The sequence below is a fragment of the Saccharopolyspora halophila genome (assembly GCF_039531955.1).
In the GTDB taxonomy this organism is placed as follows: domain Bacteria; phylum Actinomycetota; class Actinomycetes; order Mycobacteriales; family Pseudonocardiaceae; genus Saccharopolyspora; species Saccharopolyspora halophila.
The window spans coordinates 296,743-311,031 of the sequence record NZ_BAAARA010000008.1 but is presented as its reverse complement, the minus strand read 5'-3'; the positions used below and the strand labels follow the sequence as shown (position 1 = coordinate 311,031).

At 69.1% G+C, this 14,289-nt stretch carries 21 protein-coding genes; 10 read left to right on the top strand and 11 right to left on the bottom strand.

Annotation, left to right across the window (positions count from 1 at the left end; genetic code table 11):
* Window positions 1-6: 6 nt before the first annotated feature.
* A complete protein-coding gene (gene aroA, locus ABD289_RS14030; protein ID WP_344131425.1) occupies window positions 7-1,275 on the bottom strand; it encodes a 3-phosphoshikimate 1-carboxyvinyltransferase in 1,269 nt (422 codons plus the stop codon).
* Between the two features lie 128 nt (window positions 1,276-1,403).
* Here aroA and ABD289_RS14025 point away from each other — a divergent pair, with 128 nt between their 5' ends.
* Genes ABD289_RS14025 through ABD289_RS14015 form a run of 3 tightly spaced genes read left to right on the top strand, consistent with a single transcriptional unit; the run spans window position 1,404 to window position 3,511 of the window.
* A complete protein-coding gene (locus tag ABD289_RS14025) occupies window positions 1,404-2,171 on the top strand; it encodes an SOS response-associated peptidase (protein WP_344131422.1) in 768 nt (255 codons plus the stop codon).
* A 15-nt stretch (window positions 2,172-2,186) separates the two neighbouring features.
* Window positions 2,187-2,903, top strand: coding sequence for an SOS response-associated peptidase (locus tag ABD289_RS14020; RefSeq protein WP_344131419.1), 717 nt, complete (start codon window positions 2,187-2,189; stop codon window positions 2,901-2,903).
* Window positions 2,900-3,511: an alpha/beta hydrolase family protein gene (locus ABD289_RS14015; protein ID WP_344131416.1), complete on the top strand. Its 612-nt coding sequence runs from the start codon at window positions 2,900-2,902 to the stop codon at window positions 3,509-3,511. The genes ABD289_RS14020 and ABD289_RS14015 overlap by 4 nt, the downstream gene beginning before the upstream one ends.
* A gap of 53 nt (window positions 3,512-3,564) precedes the next feature.
* On the opposite strand, the gene ybaK is transcribed toward ABD289_RS14015, so the two are convergent.
* The gene (gene ybaK / locus ABD289_RS14010) at window positions 3,565-4,041 is read right to left on the bottom strand and encodes a Cys-tRNA(Pro) deacylase (RefSeq protein ID WP_344131413.1); all 477 of its coding nucleotides are present in this window, start codon (window positions 4,039-4,041) and stop codon (window positions 3,565-3,567) included.
* A 225-nt stretch (window positions 4,042-4,266) separates the two neighbouring features.
* On the opposite strand from ybaK, the gene ABD289_RS14005 reads away from it, so the two are divergent.
* Both ABD289_RS14005 and rsrA read left to right on the top strand, forming a co-directional pair.
* Complete coding sequence (locus ABD289_RS14005; RefSeq protein ID WP_425564676.1) at window positions 4,267-4,914, top strand: sigma-70 family RNA polymerase sigma factor; 648 nt, start codon at window positions 4,267-4,269, stop codon at window positions 4,912-4,914.
* On the top strand, window positions 4,911-5,240 hold the full coding sequence (gene rsrA / locus ABD289_RS14000) for a mycothiol system anti-sigma-R factor (protein WP_344131410.1): 330 nt from the start codon (window positions 4,911-4,913) through the stop codon (window positions 5,238-5,240). The genes ABD289_RS14005 and rsrA overlap by 4 nt, the downstream gene beginning before the upstream one ends.
* Window positions 5,241-5,316: 76 nt before the next feature.
* On the opposite strand, the gene ABD289_RS25340 is transcribed toward rsrA, so the two are convergent.
* Complete coding sequence (locus tag ABD289_RS25340; protein WP_425564688.1) at window positions 5,317-5,391, bottom strand: 50S ribosomal protein bL37; 75 nt, start codon at window positions 5,389-5,391, stop codon at window positions 5,317-5,319.
* A 184-nt stretch (window positions 5,392-5,575) separates the two neighbouring features.
* On the opposite strand from ABD289_RS25340, the gene ABD289_RS13995 reads away from it, so the two are divergent.
* Window positions 5,576-5,791 (top strand): biotin/lipoyl-binding carrier protein, encoded by a 216-nt coding sequence (locus ABD289_RS13995; RefSeq protein WP_344131407.1) that lies wholly within the window; start codon window positions 5,576-5,578, stop codon window positions 5,789-5,791.
* A gap of 27 nt (window positions 5,792-5,818) precedes the next feature.
* Window positions 5,819-7,312: a histidine kinase N-terminal domain-containing protein gene (locus ABD289_RS13990; protein ID WP_344131404.1), complete on the top strand. Its 1,494-nt coding sequence runs from the start codon at window positions 5,819-5,821 to the stop codon at window positions 7,310-7,312.
* Window positions 7,313-7,602: 290 nt separating this feature from the next.
* On the opposite strand, the gene ABD289_RS13985 is transcribed toward ABD289_RS13990, so the two are convergent.
* Together ABD289_RS13985 and ABD289_RS13980 are read right to left on the bottom strand one after the other, a co-directional pair.
* Window positions 7,603-7,857 carry a WhiB family transcriptional regulator gene (locus ABD289_RS13985; protein ID WP_344132061.1) on the bottom strand — a complete coding sequence of 85 codons (255 nt, stop codon included), beginning with the start codon at window positions 7,855-7,857 and terminating at the stop codon, window positions 7,603-7,605.
* A gap of 246 nt (window positions 7,858-8,103) precedes the next feature.
* Window positions 8,104-9,030 carry a diacylglycerol/lipid kinase family protein gene (locus ABD289_RS13980; protein ID WP_344131401.1) on the bottom strand — a complete coding sequence of 309 codons (927 nt, stop codon included), beginning with the start codon at window positions 9,028-9,030 and terminating at the stop codon, window positions 8,104-8,106.
* A gap of 401 nt (window positions 9,031-9,431) precedes the next feature.
* Here ABD289_RS13980 and ABD289_RS13975 point away from each other — a divergent pair, with 401 nt between their 5' ends.
* Window positions 9,432-9,860, top strand: a complete 429-nt coding sequence (locus ABD289_RS13975; protein ID WP_344131398.1) for a hypothetical protein — start codon at window positions 9,432-9,434, stop codon at window positions 9,858-9,860.
* A 35-nt stretch (window positions 9,861-9,895) separates the two neighbouring features.
* Here ABD289_RS13975 and ABD289_RS13970 read toward each other — a convergent pair whose 3' ends face one another.
* Together ABD289_RS13970 and ABD289_RS13965 are read right to left on the bottom strand one after the other, a co-directional pair.
* Window positions 9,896-10,363, bottom strand: coding sequence for a GNAT family N-acetyltransferase (locus tag ABD289_RS13970; protein WP_344132058.1), 468 nt, complete (start codon window positions 10,361-10,363; stop codon window positions 9,896-9,898).
* Window positions 10,364-10,504: 141 nt separating this feature from the next.
* Window positions 10,505-11,101 (bottom strand): histidine phosphatase family protein, encoded by a 597-nt coding sequence (locus tag ABD289_RS13965; protein WP_344131395.1) that lies wholly within the window; start codon window positions 11,099-11,101, stop codon window positions 10,505-10,507.
* Window positions 11,102-11,589: 488 nt separating this feature from the next.
* Between ABD289_RS13965 and ABD289_RS13960 the strand changes: the two genes are divergently transcribed.
* Window positions 11,590-11,808: a hypothetical protein gene (locus ABD289_RS13960; RefSeq protein WP_344131392.1), complete on the top strand. Its 219-nt coding sequence runs from the start codon at window positions 11,590-11,592 to the stop codon at window positions 11,806-11,808.
* Between the two features lie 84 nt (window positions 11,809-11,892).
* Here ABD289_RS13960 and ABD289_RS13955 read toward each other — a convergent pair whose 3' ends face one another.
* Window positions 11,893-12,162, bottom strand: a complete 270-nt coding sequence (locus ABD289_RS13955; protein ID WP_344131389.1) for a hypothetical protein — start codon at window positions 12,160-12,162, stop codon at window positions 11,893-11,895.
* Window positions 12,163-12,284: 122 nt separating this feature from the next.
* Between ABD289_RS13955 and ABD289_RS13950 the strand changes: the two genes are divergently transcribed.
* Entirely contained in the window at window positions 12,285-12,464 is a 180-nt protein-coding gene (locus tag ABD289_RS13950; RefSeq protein WP_344131386.1) for a helix-turn-helix domain-containing protein, read from the top strand.
* A gap of 84 nt (window positions 12,465-12,548) precedes the next feature.
* Here the strand turns inward: ABD289_RS13950 and ABD289_RS13945 are convergent, their stop codons facing one another.
* The 3 genes from ABD289_RS13945 to ABD289_RS13935 form a co-directional block, all read right to left on the bottom strand.
* Window positions 12,549-13,454, bottom strand: a complete 906-nt coding sequence (locus ABD289_RS13945) for a phage major capsid protein (RefSeq protein WP_344131383.1) — start codon at window positions 13,452-13,454, stop codon at window positions 12,549-12,551.
* Between the two features lie 182 nt (window positions 13,455-13,636).
* Window positions 13,637-14,092 (bottom strand): hypothetical protein, encoded by a 456-nt coding sequence (locus ABD289_RS13940; protein WP_344131380.1) that lies wholly within the window; start codon window positions 14,090-14,092, stop codon window positions 13,637-13,639.
* Window positions 14,085-14,279: a hypothetical protein gene (locus tag ABD289_RS13935; RefSeq protein ID WP_344131377.1), complete on the bottom strand. Its 195-nt coding sequence runs from the start codon at window positions 14,277-14,279 to the stop codon at window positions 14,085-14,087. Before ABD289_RS13935 ends, ABD289_RS13940 begins: the two co-directional genes overlap by 8 nt.
* Window positions 14,280-14,289: the final 10 nt, after the last annotated feature.

Here is a 14,289-nt window from a genome sequence, read left to right as displayed (position 1 = left end):
CCGGGCTCAAGCCCGCGCCCCAAGCATGTTCGCCCACATCCCGGTGAAGTCCGGGATGGTCTTGCCGGTGGTGGCGATGTCGTCCACCTGCACATCAGGAATCCGCAGTCCGAGGATCGCGCCCGCGGTGGCCATCCGGTGATCGGCGTAGGAGTGCCAGACGCCGCGGTGCAGCGGCTTGGCCTCGATGAGCAAACCGTCGTCGGTCTGCCGCACCGCGCCACCGAGCTTGTTCAGCTCGGCTTCCAGCGCGGCCAGCCGGTCGGTCTCGTGCCCGCGCAGGTGAGCGATGCCCCGCAGCCTCGACGTTCCGGAGGCCAGTGCGGCCAGCGCCGCCACTGTCGGAGTCAGCTCGCCGACTTCGCGCAGGTCGATATCGATCGAGGCGAGCTCGCCACCACCGGTGACGGTCAGCCCGGCCTCGTCGAGGGTCACGGTCGCGCCCATGTCGGAAAGGATGTCGCGGATCGCCGCGCCCGGCTGCGTGGTCTCGGCAGGCCACCCGGGAACCGTGACGCTGCCCCCGGTCACGGCTGCGGCCGCCAGGAACGGGGTGGCGTTGGACAGGTCCGGCTCGATGGCCAGATCCATCGCTCGGATCGGTCCGGGCGCGACGGTCCAGGTCTCCGGTTCGTCGTCGGTGACCTCGACACCCGCGGCGCGCAGCATGGCCACCGTCATGTCGATGTGCGGCTGGGAGGGGAGCGTTTCTCCCACGTGGCGAACGGTGACGCCTTCGGCGAACCGCGGGGCCGACAGCAGCAGGCCGGAAACGAACTGCGAGGACGCCGATGCGTCGATGGTGACCTTGCCGCCCGCGAGCGAACCCGTGCCGCGGACCTCGAATGGCAGGGAGGTTCCCGTGATGTCGGCGCCCAGCGAGCGCAGCGCGTCCAGCACCGTGTCCAGCGGGCGCGTGCGCGCCTGGGCGTCCCCGTCGAACTCGATCCGGCCGACGCCGAGCGCGGCCACCGGCGGAACGAAGCGCATGACGGTGCCCGCCAGGCCGCAATCGACCCGCGCCGGGCCGCGCAGCTCGGCGGGAGCGACCAGCCACGAGCCGTCCGGCCCGTCCTGGATCTGCGCGCCGAGCGAGCGCAGCGCGGCAGCCATCAGCTCGGTGTCGCGGCTGCGCAGCGGTGCGCGCAACGTCGAAGGCCCGTCCGCGAGGGCGGCGAGCACCAGGGCCCGGTTCGTGATGGACTTCGAACCGGGCAGTGCAACCGTCGCGCGCACCGGGCCGTCGGCGACGGGCGCAGGCCAGAGCTGGGTCATGGGTCAATGATCCCGCATCCGGCCGGTGCATTTCAGCGGCGGGGCCGCGCAGGTCTCGCCTCGTGCGGTGGTGCCTGCAAAGATGAGGTGGACATCACTGTTCGTGCCGAGCTGGGGGTCGAACCCGAATGTGCGGCAGGTACGCCTCGACGAAGGACCCGGGCAAGCTCGCGGCGGAGTTCGCCGCGCTCGACGCCACCGGTGGTGCGGCCCCGGGCGCGGACTTCAACGTCGCCCCGACCAAGCGAGTGCTCACCGTGGTGCAACGGCACCCGCGCGACGAGGAGGGCGCCGCTGACCTGGAACGCACCGAGCGGTCGGTGCGGGTGATGCGGTGGGGACTGGTGCCGCCGTGGGCCAAGGAGAAGTCCATCGGCAGTCGGATGATCAACGCCAAGGCCGAGACGGTGACCCGGAAGCCGGCCTTCCGCAGTTCCATCAAGCGCTACCGCTGCTTGGTACCCGCCGACGGTTGGTACGAGTGGAAGCGGGAGGCCGGTGGAAAGCAGCCGTTCTTCATGACTCCCGGGGACGATTCCAGCCTGGCCCTGGCCGGGATCTACGCGACCTGGCGCGACCCGCAGGACGAGGAAGCCGAGCCGCTGGTGACCTGCTCGGTGCTGACCACCGGCGCGATCGGCCCGCTCACCGAGGTGCACGACCGGATGCCGCTGGTGCTGCCCGCGCGGGCCTGGCGGGATTGGCTCGATCCCGATCAGCCGGATGTTTCCGGCCTGCTGACCGGTCCGCCGCCCGAACTGGTCGACTCGCTGGAGGTCCGGCCGGTGTCGACCAAGGTCAACAGCGTGCGCAACAACGGTGCGGAGCTCGTCGACCGCGTCGATCCGGGCACCGAGGCGCGCGCGGTAGGTTTGGACGGCGAAACAGCGAGGTGAAACGGGTGAGCGGGGATGTGTGGTCGCTACGCCGTCCAGCGTGATCCGGCGGGGCTGGCCGAGGAATTCGGGGCAACCGATCGCACCGGGGGTGTGCTCGGCGCGGACTTCAACGTCACGCCCACCAAGAGCGTGCCGATCGTGGTGCAGCGGGGTAGTGAGCTCAGCGTGCGTCCGGTGCGCTGGGGACTCGTCCCGACCTGGGCCAAGGACGCGAGCAGCGGTCCGCCGATGATCAACGCGCGCGCCGAGTCGATCACCACCAAGCCCGCCTACGCCGAGTCCGCGCGGCGCCGCCGCTGCCTGATGCCGGCCACCGGTTGGTACGAGTGGCGGCCGGGCGACAAGCGCCGCCAGCCGCACCTGTGCCGGCGTGGCGATGGCAGGAGCATGGCCATGGCCGCGGTGTTCTCGGCCTGGTGGGCGCCGGACTCGACCGACCGGCCGCTGGTGACCTGCGCGGTGGTGACCACTTCGGCGGTCGGCGAACTCGCCGACATCCACCACCGGATGCCGCTGGTGCTCGAGGAGGAGCGCTGGGACGACTGGCTCGACCCCACGCGCACCGAGATCGACGACCTGCTCGATCCCACACCCGGTGCGCTCGGTGAATTGATGGTCCACTCCGTGTCCACGGAGGTGAACAGCATGCGCAACAACCGCCCGGAACTGCTGGAACCCGCTGACCCGGTGCCCGAGCCGGCCGAGCAAGTGGCGTTGTTCGAGTCATGACCAGCGTCGAGATCGATACCCCGCACGGCCCGGCACGGGCCGAGCTGCACTGCGCCGAAGAAGGCAGGGCGGCCTTGCTGCTGGGGCACGGGGCCGGTGGTGGCACGGCGGCGCCGGACCTGGTGGCGGCAACGCGCGCGGCCACCGGCTCGGGCGTGCACGTGGCGCTGGTCGAACAGCCGTACCGGGTCGCAGGCCGCAAGGCACCGGCTCCGGCCAAGCAGCTCGATGCCGCGTGGCAGGCGGTTGCCGATGATCTCGGTGACCGGTGGTTCGCCGAACTCCCGCTGATCTTCGGGGGACGCTCCTCCGGTGCGCGGGTCGCCTGCCGCACGGCCGAGGCCGGTCAGGCGGCGGCCGTGCTCTGCCTGGCCTTTCCCGTGCACCCGCCCGGCAAGCCGGAGAAGTCCAGGCTTGGTGAGCTCGATGCGGTCGAGGTGCCGGCCCTGGTGGTGCAGGGCGAGCGCGACGCGTTCGGCCAGCCCGAACCCGCGCAGGACCGCGAGGTCGTGCTCGTGGCCGGGGACCATTCCCTCAAGGCCGATGTCGATGCGGTGCACCGGGCCACCGAGGAATGGCTCGGCCGGATGTTGCGGCTCTTCGGCTGAGCGCCGCCAGCATCGGTGGAATCGAGGAAGGGAACCTTTCGCGCAGTATCGGCTCAACCCGCGATATCGGCGAAGGTTCCCTGCACGAGCCGAACCAGGTCCGCGGCGGCCAGCTCGATCTCCAACCCGCGCCGTCCGGCGCTGCAGTAGATCGTGTCGAACAGCTGCGCCGAGCTGTCCACCACGACCGGCAGTCGCTTCTTCTGCCCGAGCGGGGAGATGCCGCCCGCGACGTAGCCGGTGGCGCGTTCGGCGGCGGCGATCTCGGCCATCCTGGCCTTCTTGCCGCCCGTCGCGGCGGCCAGCGCCTTGAGGTGCAGCTGCCCGGTGACCGGCACCACGCCTACTGTCAGCGCACCGTCGATCTCCGCCACCAACGTCTTGAACACCCGATCGGGTGATAATTGGAGCGCTTCGGCGGCCTCGAGGCCGTAGGAATCCGAGCGCGGATCGTGCTCGTAGGCGTGTACTCGGTGTGCAACGCCCTTCTTGCTCAACAATGCGGTCGCCGGGGTGCTGGTTCCTGCCACGCACGTCACTCTAGAGGCCGGAATGCCGGTGCGGAGGCCCGTGTTGTACGGGGCGTGACGATGGATTCGAAGAGCACCTGCGTGCTGGACCGCCCCCCGCGTGAGCCGCTGTCGCCACCCGGTAATAGCAGGACAGCGCGGGTATCCTCGAATACGGACCATGCGATGGAGCGCATGGGTTCGTCGTCTGCCGCCGCAACGTCTCGGCGGAGGGAAAGGAGCCTGGTGCCAAGCACCCCAGAGCACCCTGACTCGGCCACGCCGGTGGCCGAGGTTCCAGAAGAGAGCGAAGCGCAGCGCGCGGCCCGCTTCGAGCGGGACGCGATGCCGCTGCTGGACCAGCTCTACGGTGCCGCGCTACGGATGACCCGCAACGCGCAGGATGCCGAGGACCTAGTCCAGGAGACCTACTTGAAGGCCTACTCCGCCTTCAAGTCGTTCACCCAGGGCACCAATCTCAAAGCCTGGCTGTACCGGATCCTGACCAACACCTACATCAACGGCTACCGCAAGCGGCAGCGTCAGCCGCAGCAGCAGCCCACCGATGAGATCGCCGACTGGCAGCTCGCGCAGGCCGAGAACCACACCTCGACAGGGCTGCGCTCGGCCGAGGTGGAGGCGCTCGACCGGCTGCCGGACACCGACGTGAAGGCGGCGTTGCAGCAGCTCGCCGAGGAGTTCCGCATGGTGGTCTACCTCGCCGACGTCGAAGGCTTCGCCTACAAGGAGATCGCCGAGATCATGGGTACGCCGATCGGCACCGTGATGTCGAGGCTGCACCGTGGTCGCAGGCAGCTGCGTGAGATGCTCACCGGCGTCGCGCGTGATCGCGGGTTCCTGCGGGAGACCAAGCCGGAGGTGAGCACTTCATGAATTGCGGCGAGCCGAACGAAGCCTCCTGCGAGGACGTGCTTGCCGAGGTGTGGCTGTTCTTGGACAACGAGTGCGACCAGTCGCGCCGGGACGCGGTGCAGAAGCACCTTGACGGATGCGGGACCTGCTTGGAGCACTTCGGCATCGAAGAGCACATCAAGGCCCTGCTGCACCGCAAGTGCAGCGGTGAGCACGCGCCCACCGAGCTCAAGGAGCGCCTGCGCGCCTCCATCCGAGAGGCGGTGCTGAGCCAGGCCGACATCACCGTCGAGCGCGGCCCGGACGGCACCTCGGTCGAGGTTCGCAAGAAGACCTCGGCGGAATGACCCCAGAACTGCGAATGGCCCCGGACCAACTGGTCCGGGGCCATTCGCTTGCGCCAGCGGTTTGTGACCGCCGTGCTCACGTCTGAGGGCGCTTGCCGTGGTTGGCGTTGTTCTTGCGACGGTCCTTCTTCTTGCGCGCACGCTTGCCCATGTCGCGACTCCCTCGAGGTTCGGCTTACCGACCAGCCCGGTGACCGCGGGTGATCAACTCACACCCGGTCTCCGCTGGGATTTCGAGTCACCAGTCTGACATGTCCGCTACCTGCCGTCGGCGGGTGGTGGGCGCCGTGGTTTCCTAATCGGGGGCCGATTGCGGCCGCGACGAGGAGGAAGCGATGGCCGAGGAGATCCGCGCCGAGATGGTGGCCAACGTCATGGCGGTGTCGGTGTCCGAGGGAGATGACGTCGAGGACGGCGACTCGCTGGTGCTGCTCGACTCCATGAAGATGGAGATCCCGGTGCTCAGCGAAACCACCGGCAAGGTCAGCGCAGTCGCGGTCGAGCCGGGTGCAGTGGTCCAGGAAGGCGATCTGATCGCGGTCGTGGAGTGACGACCGCACGACCTGGAGGGGCCGCACTTGTCCACGCTCAGTGACCTGCTCGCCGAGCACACCCGGTTGTCCGGAGCCGCCGCCGACCACCTGCAGCTGGTGGTCGCCGAGTGGCAGCTGCTCTCCGACCTGTCGTTCGCCGACTTCCTGATGTGGGTGCCGACCGGTCCCGAGGACGCGCCGGCGGATCTGTTCCTCTGCGTCGCGCAGGCCCGGCCGACCACCGCGCCCACCGCGCACCCGGAAGACGTGGTCGGTTCCGAGGCCACCCAGGACGACCACCCGCAGCTGCACCGCGCGGCGATGGAAGGCCGGATCTGCCGCGAGGAGGACCCGCGCTGGCACCTCGGCGTTCCGGTGCGGCGGGAGACCATCCCGGTCAAGCTCGGCGAGGAGATCGTGGCCGTTCTCAGCCGCGACACCAACCTCGCCGTGCCGCGCGTGCCGAGCCCGCTGGAGATCTCCTACCTGGGCAGCGCCGCCGACCTCTGCCAGATGGTCGCCGATGGCGAGTTCCCGACGCCGGAACCCGCACCCGACGTGCACACCTCGCCGCGGGTCGGGGACGGGCTGATCCGGCTGGACAGCTCCGGGACCGTCGTGTTCGCCAGCCCCAATGCGCTGTCGGCCTATCACCGCATGGGCCATGCCGCGGATCTGGTCGGCGTGCAGCTGGCGCCGCTGACGCGTTCGCTGCTCAACGACCCGTTCGACGCCGACGAGGTCTCACAGCGCGTGCGCAAGGCCATGGGCGGGCAGCCCAGCATGCGCATCGAGGCCGAGGCCAAGGGCGCGACCGTGCTGTTCCGCGCGCTGCCGCTGCGCCCGCGCGGGCAGGAAGCCGGCGCCCTGGTGCTGGTGCGCGATGTGACCGAGGTCAAGCGGCGGGACCGGGCGTTGATGTCCAAGGACGCCACGATCCGCGAGATCCATCACCGGGTGAAGAACAACCTGCAGACGGTGGCGGCGTTGCTGCGGCTGCAGTCCCGGCGGACCGGCAACAACGAGGCGCGGCAGGCGCTGGACGAATCGGTGCGGCGGGTCACCTCGATCGCGCTGGTGCACGAGACGTTGTCGATGTCGGTCGACGAGCGCGTCGACCTCGACGACGTGGTGGACCGGGTCATCCCGATGATGAGCGATGTCGCCGTCGCCGAGACCGGTGTGAACGTGCGCCGCGACGGGCGCTTCGGCGTGGTTTCGGCGGAGTTGGCCACGCCACTGGTGATGGTGCTCACCGAGCTGGTGCAGAACGCCCTCGAGCACGCCTTCTCGGAAGGGCAGGGCGGAGAAGTCATCGTGCAGGCGGAGCGTTCGGCGCGCTGGCTCGACGTCGTCATCTCGGATGACGGTCGTGGCCTACCGAGGGGCTTTTCCCTCGAGCGCGCCGAACGTCTCGGCCTGCAGATCGTGCGGACCCTCGTGGAGTCGGAGCTCCGCGGGTCGCTGAGCTTGCGTGGTCGCGGCGAGCAAAAAGGCACCGAAGCGGTGCTGCGAGTCCCGCTCAAGTACCGGCGGTGACGGTCTCCCGTCGCTCGCGCCACGCGATGCGTCGATGGTGTGGTGACGGCTCCGCGGTCCGACTCGGAGCGTCGGGCCGATCGGGTCGGACCTCCGGTGCTCCCACCTGCTCATCACGCCTCAGAGCTCGGTGGTAGTGCCGGGACCGACATCGACGCTGATCGGCCTGGGGGCTAGTTGGGGCGGGTTGCTGAACCTTCTTGCGAGGGCCGTATTGTCCGGCCTGGGTGAAACGTACGGTCGGCCACCGGGGGTGTGACCGACCCGATACGTTCCTGGCGAGCTTCTACTCAGGCAGTGGTGCGCGCCCGAGTGCGAGCGTTGCGCCGCTTGAGGGCACGCCGCTCGTCTTCGCTCATGCCGCCCCAGACACCGGCGTCCTGACCGCTCTCCAGTGCCCATGCCAGGCACTCGGAGGCAACGGGGCAACGGTGGCATACGGCCTTCGCCTCGGCGATCTGCAGCACAGCAGGACCGCTGTTCCCAACGGGGAAGAACAGCTCCGGGTCCTCGTCACGGCAAACCGCATCGTGGCGCCAGTCCATTGTTCCTTGCTCCTCGCTAGGCACGCCTATGCGCGCCGGTAGTTCGTTCGGGGTGTTTGTGAATGCTTTCACGGAGTCCGTGCGCTTGTGAATGCTTTCACGAACTGCCGCAATGTCAAGACCTCGATCCAGCTCGGTGAGCGAACTCACCTGAAAGATCGACAGGCTTGACCAGGGGTTTCAGTGCGCCGCCGAACTCAGACGGGGGTCATGAGTCGGCAGCGACGTTCATCCGTTACTGGAAGGTTATACGGCGACGCGGAGTGCGTTCGGGATCGAGGAGAACTCGATGTCCGACCGCTCGCCCAAGCAGTCGCCATCAACCTGCAGCGACAACGGCTCCGTACAGGTTACGCGCAGATGGGGCACATCCGCACGCTGAATTGAGTTCTTTCCGTGTGGTTTCGCTCTACCGAGTAGCATCTCGGCGATGTGTCGCAACACAGGGTAGGCGCGCATGTTACAGAGCGCAAACACTCCGAGGTGTGTTTCGAAGCTCGTCTCCGGACTCATCCGCACCGGGGTGGAGCCTAGGTAGGTCCAGGGGTCGGTGTTCGACACGAACACGCTGTGCAGCCGGTCGATCCGTTCCTCTTCGCCGACCTGAACGCTGACCTTCGGCTCATCCCTGGCCATCCGGAAGTAGCACCGCAGCGCCGTGCGCGCGTACAGCGCCGGGCTCGCGTCGTGGCCGAGCTCACGCTGCCGCTCGACCTCGGCGACCACCTCGGCGTCCCAGCCGATGCCCGCGTTGAACGTGAACCACCGGTCGCAAGCCTTTCCCAGGCTCACCCATCGGGTGCTCCGCTCGGTCACCGCTCGCAGCAAGCGATGCGTCGCCTCCACCGGGTCCTTCGAATAACCCAGAGCGCGGGCGAACACGTTCGCCGAACCGCCAGGCACCACACCGAGGGTCGGCAGCGCGGGCGAGCCGGGCTCGGCGGTCTCGAGCAGGCCGTTGACGACCTCGTTGACCGTCCCGTCGCCGCCGTGCGCGATCACCAGGTCGGCGCCGTCCGAGGCGGCCGCTCGCGCCGCTTCACCGGCATGGCCCCAGTGCTGCGTTTCCACGACGTCCAGCTTCAGCTCACTGGCCAGCGCGTGAGCGATCACATCGCGACCGGCCGCGGTGGTGGACGTCGCCTGCGGGTTGACGACGAGTACGGCGCGCACAACCGCAGCCTACGTAAGGCCGCCGGGCATGCGGCGTCACGGTGGTCTCAGTCCCGGTGGCGGACCTCCCTCCGCCGCATCGCCGATGATCGGCCCAGGTGCCCGGTGGCGATGGACTCAGCGGGTGCGCGCGCCAGGAGCGAGAGCGGCGCACCAGCGGAGACCACTGGACGCCGGCGGCAGCCGGATGCGTAACCCCGGAACGCATCCGATCGTTTCCCGCCGGCGTTGTGCGGGCACGCGACGAGGCCGGTGGACACCCCGATATCCCCGATCGCCGCTGTGGCCATGGGCCGATCATTTCGTGCCAACCCCGCCCGAGCTATGCGGCGTTCGGGCGGTATTACCATCGTGCTTGCATACGCAGAGTCACGAACCCCGGGTTCTGAAAGGCCGCCACCGTGTCAACTGAAACCGTTCCCCGCACCGTGCGCATCGCCGGAGCGCTCACCACGTTGCAGGCGGTGGCAGGCCTGATCTTCGTCGGGGCCCTGCTCGTCCGCAGCGCCTCCAGCGACCTCGGCGGTGTCGGACAGCTGGAGCGCGCCGAGACCTGGGGAGAGGCCGGCTACTACGCGATCCTGGCCGCAGGAGTCCTGGCCGCGGGCATCGGACTGCTCAAGGGCAAGCACTGGGCACGCACGCCCGCGCTGCTCATGCAGCTGCTCTTCCTGGGCACCGCCTGGTACGCCTTCGGCCCGTCCGGACGTCCCCTGATCGCCGCGATCATCGGCGTCCCGGCCATCGCGGTCATCTACTTCCTGTTCAACAGGCGAGGCCGGGAATGGTCCTTCCACGCCTCCCTGGCCCCGGACGCCCGCGAGGACTGACCGAGCTGTGCGGAGCCCGCTCGGGCACGGCCCGCTCAGGCCCCGAACGCGTGCAACGGCTCACCGGTGAGGCGGTAGACCGTCCAGCCATCCATGGGAAACGCGCCCTGGGACTTGTAGAAGTCGATGGAGGGCTCGTTCCAGTCGAGCACCGACCACTCCAGGCGCGCGTAACCCCGATCGACGCACTCCTTGGCCAGCGTCTGCAACAGCGCCTTTCCCAGGCCGGATCCGCGGTGCTCGGGCCGCACGTAGAGGTCTTCCAAGTAGATCCCGTGCACGCCCTCCCAGGTGGAGAAGTTCAGGAACCACAGCGACATCCCGACGACCGCACCATCGGACTCGGCCACGTGCCCGAACAGCGCCGGGTCCGGCCCGAACAACGCCGTTCGCAACTGCTGTTCGGTCAGGTGGCAGGACTCGGGTTCCTTCTCGTAGAGCGCCAGTTCGTGCACCAGCTCGACCATGGCGGGCACATCGGCCGCACGGGCCCGGCGAATCATCAAGCGACCTCCACTCGTCAGCACGCCGGCCAGCATAAGCGCGCCCCCCACCGCGGCCGCTGGGCGAGGAAGGGAACCGCTCTGTCACCGGCGACCGGTGTCAGTGGCAGGAAGGTTCCCTTCCTCGCCCAGCGGGGGCGCTCAGCCGTGCTGCCAGGGCGGGATGTTGGAGCGCTGGATCTGGGGCTCGCCGCGTTCGAAACCGAGCACGGTGACGCCTGCCGCGTCCAGCGCGAAGTTCACGCCCGCGGTGGCAGGCAGGCCGATCCAGCGAGCGATCAGGACGCGGCTGAAGTGCCCGTGGCCGACCAGCACCACGTCGGATTCCGCTTCGCGGACTCGGGAGATGACCTGGTCCGCGCGGGTGGCCACCTCGTTGGCCGATTCACCGCCGGGGCAGGAATGGGTCCACACCGTCCAACCGGGCACCGTCTCCCGGATCCGATCGGTGGTCAGTCCCTCGTACTCGCCGTAGTCCCATTCGGTCAGCAGCGGTTCGGTGACCACATCGGCGAACCCCGCCAGGGCCGCGGTCCGCTGCGCGCGCTGCAGCGGACTGGCCAGCGTCAGCAGGGGACCGGCTGCGCGCAACGAGGTGAGGGTCTGCCCGGCCTGGCGGGTGCGCAGTTCGCCCTCGGCGGTCAGCGGGATGTCAGTGCGGCTGGTGTGCTGTCCGGTCAGTGACCACTCGGTGGTGCCGTGCCGGAGAAGGTAGACGTGATGAGCGGGCGAAGTCACGCCTCGAGCCTACGGTCATGCACCCGGCTCGCACCTCGGTCGCCGCCGGTCCTGTGTGGTCGCCCGAGATCGCTCGAACCGGTTGCGTCGGTGCGGTCGTCATCGGCCACGAAGGACGGTACTGCGCGAGCGTCGTCGTTCGCCGCCGGAATCTGGCTGTTGCCAACAATGCGCTGTAGGTAAATCCGCGCACCGAATGATGGAACGCGCGAGACGCGCGGGACTCGTGCGCACTGGCGGGTCTTCGAGCCGAGGGAAGCGGGCGACAAAGAAAGGCGCCGCCCGGCGAAATGATTTCGCCGGGCGGCGCCCCAGGTGAGATCGGACCTCAGCCCTTCTTGGTCTCCCAGAATCCGGCCGACGAGCAGACCAGCGGAAACGGGGAGTGTGATCCTGTGACCAGGAGATATAGCGACGGCCAGCGTTGATCGTTGTTGGCCGGAATCGAGCGTCTTGCGGACTCGCTGCGGACTGGGAGGAATGTACCGATGGTCACCGCCGAGCAGGTGCGCCAAGCGCGCGACGCCGGGTACGCCGCGGGGCGTGAGGCGCGGCCGATCGATTGCCCGTACGCGGGCGTGTACCTGCCGCCGTGGGAGCGGGGGCGGCTGTCTGCGGCCGAGCGGTCCGAGCACGAGCGGAGAGCGCGGGACGCGCGGCTGCTCGCGCTCGTGTGGCGCACGGCCAGGTGGCGCGCCCGAGGGTGAGCCGAACAGAGATGGGTTTTCCATCTCTGTTCGCCGCTGGTCACCACCAGAGGTACTCAGATTGTGAGGGTCCCTCGGCGGGCGCTACGGCCTCGGCATGAGGCGCCAGCGGCGATAGCTCGCGTCCTCGTCGGCGTGGCGGCGGGTGCACCACCGCCCGAACGCTTCGATGTCGGCGAAGCGGCCCGCGGTGATCCTGCGGAACGGGAACGCGCCTTCGCTCACGACGGGCGCCGTCGAGGTGCAGTGCTCACGCCAGCCCTCGCACGTCCACACGTTGACGATCTCGGCCATCGGCCCGGCCGTGGTGTAGACGGTGTTGCCGAGGGTGACCACCCACGTTCCATCCGCCATCACTACCCCCAAAATCGGACATTGGGCGACACGTGATGACTCTAGTAGATCCTTGTTGACACAGATAGGCGTGCGGCTACAGGCGTGCTGCGCGGGCGTGTCGGGGCGGCAACAGTGGCCACGTGGCGCTACTGACGACACGCGAACTGGCCGCGGAACTGTCCGTGTCGGTGCGGACGGTGCAGCGGTGGGTGGATCGGGGCTGGGTGGTCCCGGACGTGACGCTGCCCAGCGGCCACTACCGGTTCGGGCTCGACAACGTGAAAGCCCAGCTGCGCGAACATCAGCAGCGCGACGAGTAGCCGTAGAGGCGCTGAGATCGCCACAGACGCACGAACGCCCCGCCCCCGGTGTGATCGGGTGCGGGGCGAACGAGCGGCGCTGGGTTACGCGGGGACCACTCCGGCGATGCGCACGACTGCTTCGGGGTTGGGCAGCACCATGTCGGCGCGCATGGTCACGCGCACCGCGGTGCGGTCACTGCTGAACGCGGTCGAGGTGTCCACATCGATCTGTGCGCCCTCGCGCATCACGGCGACCACCTGCGACGGCTCGTACACGTAGACGCTGGTGGCGTCGGTGCTCGTGCCGTGCGTTTCGGTGGTGGAAATCTGCGAGGTCAGCAGCACCGGCACCCCGTAGATCGCGCGCGACATGCGCTCGGTGGGCGAGCCGGAGCCGTCGGTGATCAGCGGCTTGTTGCTGGTGCCGGTTTCCTTGAGCTTGGTGATGGCGCGCCAGGTGCGCGGGTGCATCACGATCGCGCCGGGCTCGGCGTTGACGCCGGAGAGCATACCGAGGGCGTCGGCGAACGGGTCGAGGTTGCTGATCGCAGCGCCGTCGGTGCCCATGTCGAGGGTCTGGATACCCGGCTGGTTCTTGAGCCCGGTGATCTCCGGTGCGGTGCCGGAGCCTTCGAAGAATCCGAGGTCGAGCTTGAGGCTGATTGCGCGAGCGAGGGATTCGGCGACCATGTCCTGCGAGCTGGGGTTCGAGTCGGACACCAGCTCATTGGACTGATACGACAGCGCGGCGAGCTTCTGGGGGATCGCGGTCAGCACGTCGGCCGTGGGGTCGCTGGTGGCGATCTCAGAGCCTTCGGTGGTCCAGTTCGCGGTGCCGTCGGCGAGCAGCCGCGGGATTTCGATCTGGGCGCGGTTGGTGCGCACCTGCCGGAAGCCGGAGCGGAGCCCGACGGACTGGGCGTAGAGGTGCTCGAAGAAGTAGTCGGGGTGCTGCGGGGGTGCGACGGCGCCGCCGTCGTTGGGGCGGGTGTTGGTCAGCCAAGTCATGGTTGTGTGCCTCCTGTGGGCGTGCAGAGATTCGACTGCGCAGAGGTGCGCGAGGAAAACGGCGCGGCGTCGAGCCGACGGCCGGGTGCCCACGGGGCGAAACGGTGAGAACGGGCAGGCCACGGACCCGCATCGAACTTGCATTCGAGTATAGACGCGCGCCCGTGGCCATGCACCCGGCGTCAGCCGCGGAAGATCGACCCCATCCGCGGGGGCGGTGGTGGCGAGCCGTTGCCACCGGCGATCGGGCCGCTGCTGCGGGTCGGGACTTTCGGCTTGGCGTAGTGCGGCTTGGCGGCGAGCAGTTCGTCGAGGGCCGCGGCGGCCTTGTCCTCGTCGAGGTTGCCGTCCTCGTCGCGCAGGGCGTCGCGGTCGGGCTGCCAGTCGGCCGGGTCGGCGAGCTTGTCGGCGGCCAGGCGGTCGAGCTGGCGCCGCTCGTAGGTGTCGATGCGGGCGGCCATCGCGTCGCGTTCGGCGCGGGCTTCGTTGCGTTCGGTGCGGTACTTGGCTTCCCGGTTGCCGGTCTTGGCGCGCTCGGGCTGCTCGTCCGGCTCGGGCGCCTGGTCCTGCTCGGCCTCGGTGGTCTCCGGTGTGGTGTCGGCGGGGGCCTGCTCGGCGGCCTGGTCGTGGTCAGGCATGGGTGTGGTCCTTTCGGTTGCGGTTGGCCACCGGGGCGGTGGCGATTCGTTCGGCTTCGAGGGCTTCGAAGCGGGTCAGGCGGGCCGCGAGGGTGTCGCGTTCGGCGCGTAGGGCGTCCCGCTCGATTTCGGCGGCGCGGGCGCGGACGCGGTACTTGGCGGCTTCGCGGTTGCCGGGGGTGCGCATCGGTCACGAC

What these genes read in the sequence shown, in the direction of transcription:
- aroA (WP_344131425.1), bottom strand. Translation starts at nt 1,275, where the DNA reads ATGACCCAGCTCTGGCCTGCGCCCGTCGCCGACGGCCCGGTGCGCGCG.
- ABD289_RS14025 (WP_344131422.1), top strand. Translation starts at nt 1,404, where the DNA reads ATGTGCGGCAGGTACGCCTCGACGAAGGACCCGGGCAAGCTCGCGGCG.
- ABD289_RS14020 (WP_344131419.1), top strand. Translation starts at nt 2,187, where the DNA reads ATGTGTGGTCGCTACGCCGTCCAGCGTGATCCGGCGGGGCTGGCCGAG.
- ABD289_RS14015 (WP_344131416.1), top strand. Translation starts at nt 2,900, where the DNA reads ATGACCAGCGTCGAGATCGATACCCCGCACGGCCCGGCACGGGCCGAG.
- rsrA (WP_344131410.1), top strand. Translation starts at nt 4,911, where the DNA reads ATGAATTGCGGCGAGCCGAACGAAGCCTCCTGCGAGGACGTGCTTGCC.
- ABD289_RS13995 (WP_344131407.1), top strand. Translation starts at nt 5,576, where the DNA reads ATGGCCGAGGAGATCCGCGCCGAGATGGTGGCCAACGTCATGGCGGTG.
- ABD289_RS13985 (WP_344132061.1), bottom strand. Translation starts at nt 7,857, where the DNA reads ATGGACTGGCGCCACGATGCGGTTTGCCGTGACGAGGACCCGGAGCTG.
- ABD289_RS13970 (WP_344132058.1), bottom strand. Translation starts at nt 10,363, where the DNA reads ATGATTCGCCGGGCCCGTGCGGCCGATGTGCCCGCCATGGTCGAGCTG.
- ABD289_RS13960 (WP_344131392.1), top strand. Translation starts at nt 11,590, where the DNA reads ATGGTCACCGCCGAGCAGGTGCGCCAAGCGCGCGACGCCGGGTACGCC.
- ABD289_RS13955 (WP_344131389.1), bottom strand. Translation starts at nt 12,162, where the DNA reads ATGGCGGATGGAACGTGGGTGGTCACCCTCGGCAACACCGTCTACACC.
- ABD289_RS13945 (WP_344131383.1), bottom strand. Translation starts at nt 13,454, where the DNA reads ATGACTTGGCTGACCAACACCCGCCCCAACGACGGCGGCGCCGTCGCA.
- ABD289_RS13940 (WP_344131380.1), bottom strand. Translation starts at nt 14,092, where the DNA reads ATGCCTGACCACGACCAGGCCGCCGAGCAGGCCCCCGCCGACACCACA.
- ABD289_RS13935 (WP_344131377.1), bottom strand. Translation starts at nt 14,279, where the DNA reads ATGCGCACCCCCGGCAACCGCGAAGCCGCCAAGTACCGCGTCCGCGCC.